This window comes from Runella sp. (assembly GCF_027484545.1).
Taxonomy (GTDB): domain Bacteria; phylum Bacteroidota; class Bacteroidia; order Cytophagales; family Spirosomataceae; genus Runella.
Genome location: NZ_JAIXST010000346.1, coordinates 1 through 7,605 on the forward strand (window position 1 = coordinate 1; position 7,605 = coordinate 7,605).

The 7,605-nt window shown below is 41.4% G+C and carries 6 protein-coding genes; 1 reads left to right on the plus strand and 5 read right to left on the minus strand.

Annotated elements, in window-relative coordinates; genetic code table 11:
* The 3 genes from Q0081_RS30795 to Q0081_RS30805 all read right to left on the minus strand — a co-directional run.
* On the minus strand, nt 1-215 hold a 215-nt coding region (locus Q0081_RS30795), incomplete at its 3' end, for a hypothetical protein (RefSeq protein ID WP_298362752.1).
* Nucleotides 216-253: 38 nt separating this feature from the next.
* Nucleotides 254-1,378 carry a TlpA disulfide reductase family protein gene (locus Q0081_RS30800; RefSeq protein ID WP_298362755.1) on the minus strand — a complete coding sequence of 375 codons (1,125 nt, stop codon included), beginning with the start codon at nt 1,376-1,378 and terminating at the stop codon, nt 254-256.
* A 297-nt stretch (nt 1,379-1,675) separates the two neighbouring features.
* Entirely contained in the window at nt 1,676-3,343 is a 1,668-nt protein-coding gene (locus tag Q0081_RS30805; RefSeq protein ID WP_298362758.1) for a vitamin K epoxide reductase family protein, read from the minus strand.
* 316 nt (nt 3,344-3,659) lie between these two features.
* Here Q0081_RS30805 and Q0081_RS30810 point away from each other — a divergent pair, with 316 nt between their 5' ends.
* The gene (locus Q0081_RS30810; protein ID WP_298362760.1) at nt 3,660-4,034 is read left to right on the plus strand and encodes a helix-turn-helix transcriptional regulator; all 375 of its coding nucleotides are present in this window, start codon (nt 3,660-3,662) and stop codon (nt 4,032-4,034) included.
* A gap of 81 nt (nt 4,035-4,115) precedes the next feature.
* On the opposite strand, the gene Q0081_RS30815 is transcribed toward Q0081_RS30810, so the two are convergent.
* Nucleotides 4,116-6,500, minus strand: coding sequence for an OmpA family protein (locus tag Q0081_RS30815; RefSeq protein ID WP_298362763.1), 2,385 nt, complete (start codon nt 6,498-6,500; stop codon nt 4,116-4,118).
* Between the two features lie 99 nt (nt 6,501-6,599).
* Nucleotides 6,600-7,601 (minus strand): type IX secretion system membrane protein PorP/SprF, encoded by a 1,002-nt coding sequence (locus Q0081_RS30820; protein WP_298362766.1) that lies wholly within the window; start codon nt 7,599-7,601, stop codon nt 6,600-6,602.
* Nucleotides 7,602-7,605: the final 4 nt, after the last annotated feature.

Here is a 7,605-nt window from a genome sequence, read left to right on the forward strand (position 1 = left end):
ATCAAGGCAATCAATGAGACAAAAGACAACTCTTTGTAGGCACTGGCATAGCGTAAAGGCTTGAATACAAACCCCTCGCGCTCAATCAGCGTTTGGTGTGAGCGAAGACCCGTAAATACTACCTCGTACCCTTGCGCTTTTAGTTGACGCGCTTTACCGAAGCCAACAAAATAGTGGCTCGGATAGGGCAATAGGACAAACAGCGCGGTTTTCATAGCTATTACTATTCAAATTCATTTTAAAAGCTCGCTTATTAAAGTGAATCTACCAACAAATTATTTAATATAGGCAATTTTGAATCGTAGTCCTTCTCTTGCCCACGTTTATAGATTATTTCCCCCGATTTATTAATTAAAAGAACTTCAGGGATACCCATCACCCCATAGACATCTCTTAACTTTTTATCACCGAAAATGTGTACCCATTCCATTTTGTATTTTTGAACAGCTTTGCTAAAACTTGTTGAATCATCATCCAAATTGATTGAGATAATCTCTAATTTATCAGAAGGATATTTTTCTTTAATTTTTAGCAAAGCTGGAATTTCTTTGATACAAGGACCACACCACGATGCCCAAAAGGTTAGTAAAATATATTTGCCTTTATAATTACTTAATTTGATATTCTTCCCTGTTATATCATGTAAATTGAAATCGGGAGCCAAATCTCTTTTTCGTAAATTTCTTGATTTGAGGGTGTTTTCTATATACTCTCCTTCAATGCTATTTTTTAAGCTATCGGGAAAAACTGTATTATATATCTTAAATAAAGTATCCAGAGGAGTAACTGAGTTTACAATCATCCCTGTTCTGAATAACCAAAATGAATAGTATAGGCTCCCATTCTTTTTAATAAATGCCATGTATTTGTCATTAATTCGTTGTGATTTTTCATGGTATATTTTTACAGTTTTTGAATCATTTTTTGCAATTTTTCCTTCATTAGCAAAGTAGAAATCTTGAAAGTCTTTTACTTCTTTAGCTTTAAAAGCATTTAGCTTGTCCTCCCCCATTTGGCTAACTTCTATAGCATTAATCAATTTCCTTTTGCTTAATGGGTCAGGGGACACTGAATTTGCCATAAAAGTTATCGTTGCGGGTGCGTCAGTTATCCAAAAATTATTGTACTCTCTATATTTAATATTCTTATCTCGATAAGCAATCATAATAGTAGCGTATCTGGAGTAAAAACTATCAGAAAATACACATTGTTTGTCCTTGAAATTTGGCGTTATTTCAGTTCGCCTTACTCCATTTTCATAATATATTACAAATGATTTCTCATTCATATTATCAGGAATAACAACTTTTAAAGAAAATACCTTTTGAGCAATAATTGCATTTGGTAAAAAAAGAAAAAACATTATTAAAAGTTTCATAATCTATATAATTTTAAGAGATAGGCTTTTTCCTCCAGCCTATCTCCTGAAAATACTTAGTTGGGAATTATACAATTACTACACATCCTCTTCCGAGGCCAGCCACGTTACATTCACACCCTCCATGTGTTTGAATAGAGCATATATAATCTCTGTTATCATAACATCTTGTACATGCAGATCCTCCATACTCTTCTCCTCCTTTTATTGCTTTCATCTGACTGCGAGAGAGGATATTCTCAGAAAAATGCATCAAAATCTTTTTCATGTTTGTAATGTTTTAGTTAAACGATTAATTTATGTTGATTCGGCCAAATCCTTTTCTAAACTCTCTAATAACATTCCAATTTCATTCAATTTATACCAACGCCCCCAATAAAGGCCATCAACATAGAAAGTGGGTGTCCCAGGAACATTAGCCGCACTTGTCCATGTACAATGTCCATCTGCTGCTCTCTGATAGATTTCAGTATTAGATACAGGGAAGTTAGCAGCCCATTTTTCATAATTCCGAATTGGTTGTTTGTACAAGCCCTGCAAAGCTGCCGCTACATCACTACCTGCAGCTTGCAATGCCAAAATATGACGAGCAATTTGTCCAACAGAATCATTAATATCGTGGCAGGTAGTAAAGAAAATATGCGCCTTTATATTAGAAGATAAAGAAAGCAACTCTTCTAATTCATCATGCCCTTTCCCACACGGCCCGCAGTAAGGATTAGTTACCATCGTAATGGTATGCTCGGCAGCGGGGTTTCCCAAAATAATCGGTTGTAAATCGGCAGGTACGGGAGGCATTCTTTTTTGTTTTGCTAAAAGTGCATTAAAGATGTCAGCGTTGTTTTTAAACTTCCGTAGTTCGCGTTGCCACTCGTCAGCTTGTTTTGATTTTAGGAGCAATGGCTTGATAATGAGCCAAAGGAGGATGGGAAGTGCAAATGCAACAGCCAAGCCCCCTAACCCCCAATGGGGGGATAAAATTGTTCCCCCATTGGGGGTTAGGGGGCTGAGACACTCCACCCAAATCACTACCTGCACCGCCACGCACAGCGGGCACCACTGCTTGGCTACCCGCCATTGATACCAGATAGACCAAAAAGTGTAAGGCAATGCCAAGAAGGAAAGAACTCCCAAACCCCATCCCCCAGCCCCTTCCCCTGTGAGGGAAGGGGAGTTTAAAAACCCTTCTCCTGAAAGGAGAGGGGCAGGGGTGAGGTTAAAAATCCAGCCGCCCATAAAATAGAAAAAACCGACTTCGCTCCAGCCTAACCAAGACGTGATTTTGGCGGCGGGAGAAGTGAGGATATGGTTGCAGTCGGTGTGGTTGTTGAGGCGGCAAAGCGAGTCAGTGAAATCGTTGGTTTTGCCATACTGCACCGATAACAGCAAAGCCGTGAGTATCATGCCTATGGCTTTGAGTCCTAACAGTACTCCTGTGGATAAGTTGGGGCTTTGGAATATGCCTGCGACTGTCAACAGTACAAAGCCCGCGATAATCAGCGGCCAACGGAGGTTTTCGAGTTGCTCTTTTTGGCGTTTGGCGGCATAATCCTTTTCGCCCGAGGCTTCGGTAGGTTCGGCAATGAATACTACGCCCGACCATTTTTTAAGGAAGTCTTCGCGTGTTTCGGTGATGCGTTTTCCTTTTTCGGTACGGTAGGTGAACGCTTCGCCAGTAGCCCTTTCTACGAGTACAAATGTGCCACCGCTGGTACGCAGATGCGCTATGTAAGGCACCTGCAACAAAGCCAACTGTTCAGCATCAATGCGCAGGGCGGCGTTTTCAATGTGATAACGGTCGAGGGTATCGCCCAAACTCAACAGGCTCGGATAATCGGGGTGCTGTTCGAGGGTATCGCGCAGGGTAGTGAGCGTAAGGTGTGGGCGTAGGTCACGCAGGTAGGCCCATGCTACTCCCAGTAGGTTTTCTCGTTCGGTAAAGGAATGGAAGTTTAACGTCGTCATACAACCTTTATCTATCTGTAATCTGTTTAGGTAGCACAAACCTAACCAATCTTCCTTTAGGGTCTTATCAGGATTTCTGATAAAATTATCAGAAATCCTGATAAAATAATTCAAATCTTCCTTATAATACTACTACTTTGACCGCTTGATAAGTTTTTGAAAAATAATATAGCCTTTTTGGCTTTTTTTACTTTATTGACAAAAGTTACACGATACCCTACAAGAAAATTAGATCAAAGCTTCTGCCTATCATGGTAAAGAGCGGTCGTTTTTTGATTAAAACAGTCATTAACCAAAATCTAATAAATCGTAGCGTATGAATGAGAATATCCTTGGCCTAAAATTGCGCAAACGTCGGAATGAACTGGGCAAGACGCAGGAGTGGGTTGCGTTGGAGTTAGAAACCTCCATGAAAGTAAAAGTGAGCCAGCCTACCGTCAATAACTGGGAAAACGGTAAATCCTGTCCTTCCCTTCCACAGCTTCGGGCATTGGCCAAAATCCTCGGCCTCAAACTATCTTATTTAGTATCAGATACAGATACAGATACAGATACAGATACAGATACAGATACAGATACAGATACAGAAAAATTGCAGCTCATGCTCGAAGAATACGCCGAACGATGCCAACGACTGGAAAAGATGAACGATAGACTGATGAAAGAAAATGAGCAACTGCGGGATAAATAGGAATCTTGTCAAACCCAACAAAAAAAGGCAGAAGTCCATCAGAACTTCTGCCTTTAACCAATCACCTTACAAACATCTATTTTACAAACTCAAAATCTTAATTTCTGTACGGCGGTTTTGCTGGTGTTCTTCTTCCGAGCATGGGGTACCGTCTTGGCACTTATTCACTAATTTGCTTTCCCCATACCCTGCCGCAATGATTCGCTTAGAGTTAACTCCCTGCTTCACAATGTAAGCAACAGCGGCTTTGGCGCGTTTGGTGGAAAGTGTTTTGTTGTATTTGGTAGAAGAGCGGCTATCAGTATGCGAACCAAATTCGATTTTCATTTTAGGATATTTGTTCATCAGTTCCACCAACTTTTTCAATTCAGTCGAGGCATCGTCACGAATATCCCACTTGTTTAAATCGTAGTAGATATTATCAATCTTGATGACATCGCCTTTTTCAAACATGGTAATATTGGCTTCTGACGTTTCTCCACCTTTTACCTTACTTCCCATCGTACCGAGATTGTCTTTCAACGCCTCAATGGAATAGTCACAACCGCTCGGAACTTCAAATTTGTACGTTCCGTTTTCGTCAGTTACCGCCTCCTGAACAGAGCCATCACATTCGTTATGCAATAATACTTTTACGCCGGGAATGGGTTTGCGATCCTTTTGAGTATTTACCAAACCGCGAAGTGTAAACGTCTTTACAGGAACGGGTTTAGGTTTCACTTTCTCCAACGGAATTTCCAATTTAATCAATTCGGAAACATCTAAATCTTTGGTAGTGAAACTTAGTGAGTTGTTCAGATAACCTTCGTTTGATGCCCGAAATATAAAGTCCATGTCTGAATCTAGGCACAAACGCATATTTCCTTCGTTATCGGTATTAATTGTTTTCACTTCCGGATCGCTTTCATCTTTGCTTACTACTTCTACCGGTACATTGGCAAGCGGGGCTTTCGTTTGAGCGTCAAATACATTCACAATTAAATCCTGGCAAGGATTAATGGGTCCGCTGCGTTCAAATCTAAACAAATCGTCATCGGCTCCACCACGGCGGCGATTGCTGCTGAAAAAGCCGCTTTTGCGCTCTCCGTCGGTAATAATCCCAAAATCATCCTTGTTAGAATTGATTGGCGTTCCCAAATTTTTAGGCTTTTTAGCCATTACTCCTTCAATCAATTTGGCATAGAACATATCCAAACCACCCAATCCAGGATGTCCGTCCGAAGAAAAGTAAAGATTACCCTGTTCGTCGGCAAAGGGAAACATCTCGTTGCCTTTGCTGTTGACAGCAGGACCTAAATTGACGGGAGTTGACCAATTATTGTTTTCCAATTTGCTTACGTAAATATCGGTTCCGCCAAAGCCTCCCGGCATGTCAGAAACGAAGTAAAGCAATTTGTCATCCTTTGATAAGGAAGGATGGCCTACCGAATATTCATCACTGTTGAAGGGAAGTTCTTTCAACTTTCCCCATTCATTTCCGGTCCAATCCGCTGAATACAACTTTAATTTATTGATTCCGTCTTTACTCGTTTTGTATTTCCCATCCAGGTAATTGTTACGAGTAAAGAGCATTTTTTTTCCATCTTTAAAAAAAGCGACAGGCCCTTCGTGGTATTTTGAATTCAGGGCTTTACCCATACTTTGGGATTCGATTTTTGCACTTTGCAAAGGGTCAATCGCTTTTCCATTGGTTGACGTATATCCACCAGGGGTTGGTGTATCATTAGCCGTTGGTGCGGTATATTCGTCAGTACCCAACAGATAAACACCTTTGGCTCGTGCGGATTTATTGGCCGGTGCTGAGCCTCCTATTTTACTGGTTTTGGCTGAATTGACCACCGACAAATCAGGAATTTCGTATAAATCCAGAAAGGCCGTTTGGTTCCAGCCATACGAACGTTTTACGTTCAGTCCCTCATTGCGCGCAGACACAAAAACTAAACCTTTTTTATAATAGGTAGGGCTAAATTCAGCACGATTTGTATTGATATTATCCAACGCCTCGACCGTGTAACTGGTTGCATTTTTAGAAAGCTTCCCAACATTCGTATATAATTGGGTAAATTCTTTGCCGCGCAAATCCTCCTGCTGCGCCTGATTATAACGCTCATATACTTCTTTGGCCTCATCGTATTTGCCGTTACTCGCCAACGCCTGGGCATAGTACAAATAGCTGTTGGCCTGATTGCGAGGAATGGTTTTTCCTTCGCCAAGCAAGGTGCGAAATACGCGCTCAGCGTTAGGGATATCTCGGATTTGATGATAGCTGTGCCCCAATTTTATAAGCGTATTGACCTTGGTTGTGTCTTTGAGGTTTTCCTTCAAAGCCTGTTCATAGAGTTCAATTGCTTTGGTATAAGCCATCATTTCGTATTGGCGATTGGCTTGATTAAGAGATGTTTGTGCTTTAACATCTGATATCCAGAGACCGACTACCAATGCCGTTAGAAAAATATAAGTCTTCATGTTTCCAAAATTTGGGTAAAGAAAAAGGTATATTCTCCCTTGTTGGTGTGTTAAAACCCTTCATGAAGAATATACCCTTGACTACGTTTTAAAAAACCCTTAGAAATAGCGAGGAGTAAGAATCTTGCTCTTGCTGAATCCAAACTCGTAACGCAGCATGATTTCGTGGGTTGGAATGTTCAAAAACTTGCGACTGTCGTTCAGATTATTACGAGTCCAGTCATAAGAATATCCCAAGCGAAACTGATCTGACAATTGAAGTTCGACCATACCAACGAGCGCGTCTCCTTTCAAAACATTTCCATCGATTTGTTGAATTTTGCCGGCATAGGTCGAAAAGCGATTATGACGGTACGACATTCCGAAAGCAACACGGTCGTTAAACCAAAGATTCAGGTTTCCGTCCAATGAAAGTCCTACGCCGCTCACGTAACGAGCCATCATAGAAGGCTTGAGTTTTACGTTGTTGCGTCCGATTACAAACCCTGCTACTGCGTAGTAGTGACGACGTACTTTGGCACGTTGATCGTTGTCGTAATCGTTCAGGTTGTTCTCAATCAAATAAGGCACTGAAATTCCTAAGTAAGAACGATCGTTGCTAAGATAAATACCAGTTCCGAAGTTTGGCAAAATTTTAGAAACATTACTGGCAAATGCAGGATCTGACAGGTTGTTTCCAAGATTAGCTTTAGACAAATCCCAGCGGAAACTCATTGCGCCCCCCTGCAAACCTAATGCCAAAGTCGAACGTTCGCCTATTTTGATGCGAAAAGCGTAAGAAAGCATAGCACCTGTCCAGTTTTCAAGACCGATTTGGTCATTGAATAATTGAAGGCCAAGGCCTACTCGTTCACGATTGACGGTCATATCAATGCTGAAAGTTGCCGTCTGCGGTGCGCCTGCCATTCCACCCCATTGGTTGCGGTAGAGAGCGGTTGCACTTAGGACATCGCGACTGCCGGCGTAGGCGGGATTGAGGGCCATCATGTTAAACATGTACTGCGAGAACAATTTGTCCTGCTGGGCCCAGGTTTTACTGCTGCCGATCAACGTGATCAGCAGCAGTAATATCGTGCACTTTTGTTTGATGAGATTGGTCATCGTC

Coding starts and splice junctions, on each gene's coding strand:
- Q0081_RS30800 (WP_298362755.1), bottom strand. CDS start 1,378: ATGAAACTTTTAATAATGTTTTTTCTTTTTTTACCAAATGCAATTATT.
- Q0081_RS30805 (WP_298362758.1), bottom strand. CDS start 3,343: ATGACGACGTTAAACTTCCATTCCTTTACCGAACGAGAAAACCTACTG.
- Q0081_RS30810 (WP_298362760.1), top strand. CDS start 3,660: ATGAATGAGAATATCCTTGGCCTAAAATTGCGCAAACGTCGGAATGAA.
- Q0081_RS30815 (WP_298362763.1), bottom strand. CDS start 6,500: ATGAAGACTTATATTTTTCTAACGGCATTGGTAGTCGGTCTCTGGATA.
- Q0081_RS30820 (WP_298362766.1), bottom strand. CDS start 7,601: ATGACCAATCTCATCAAACAAAAGTGCACGATATTACTGCTGCTGATC.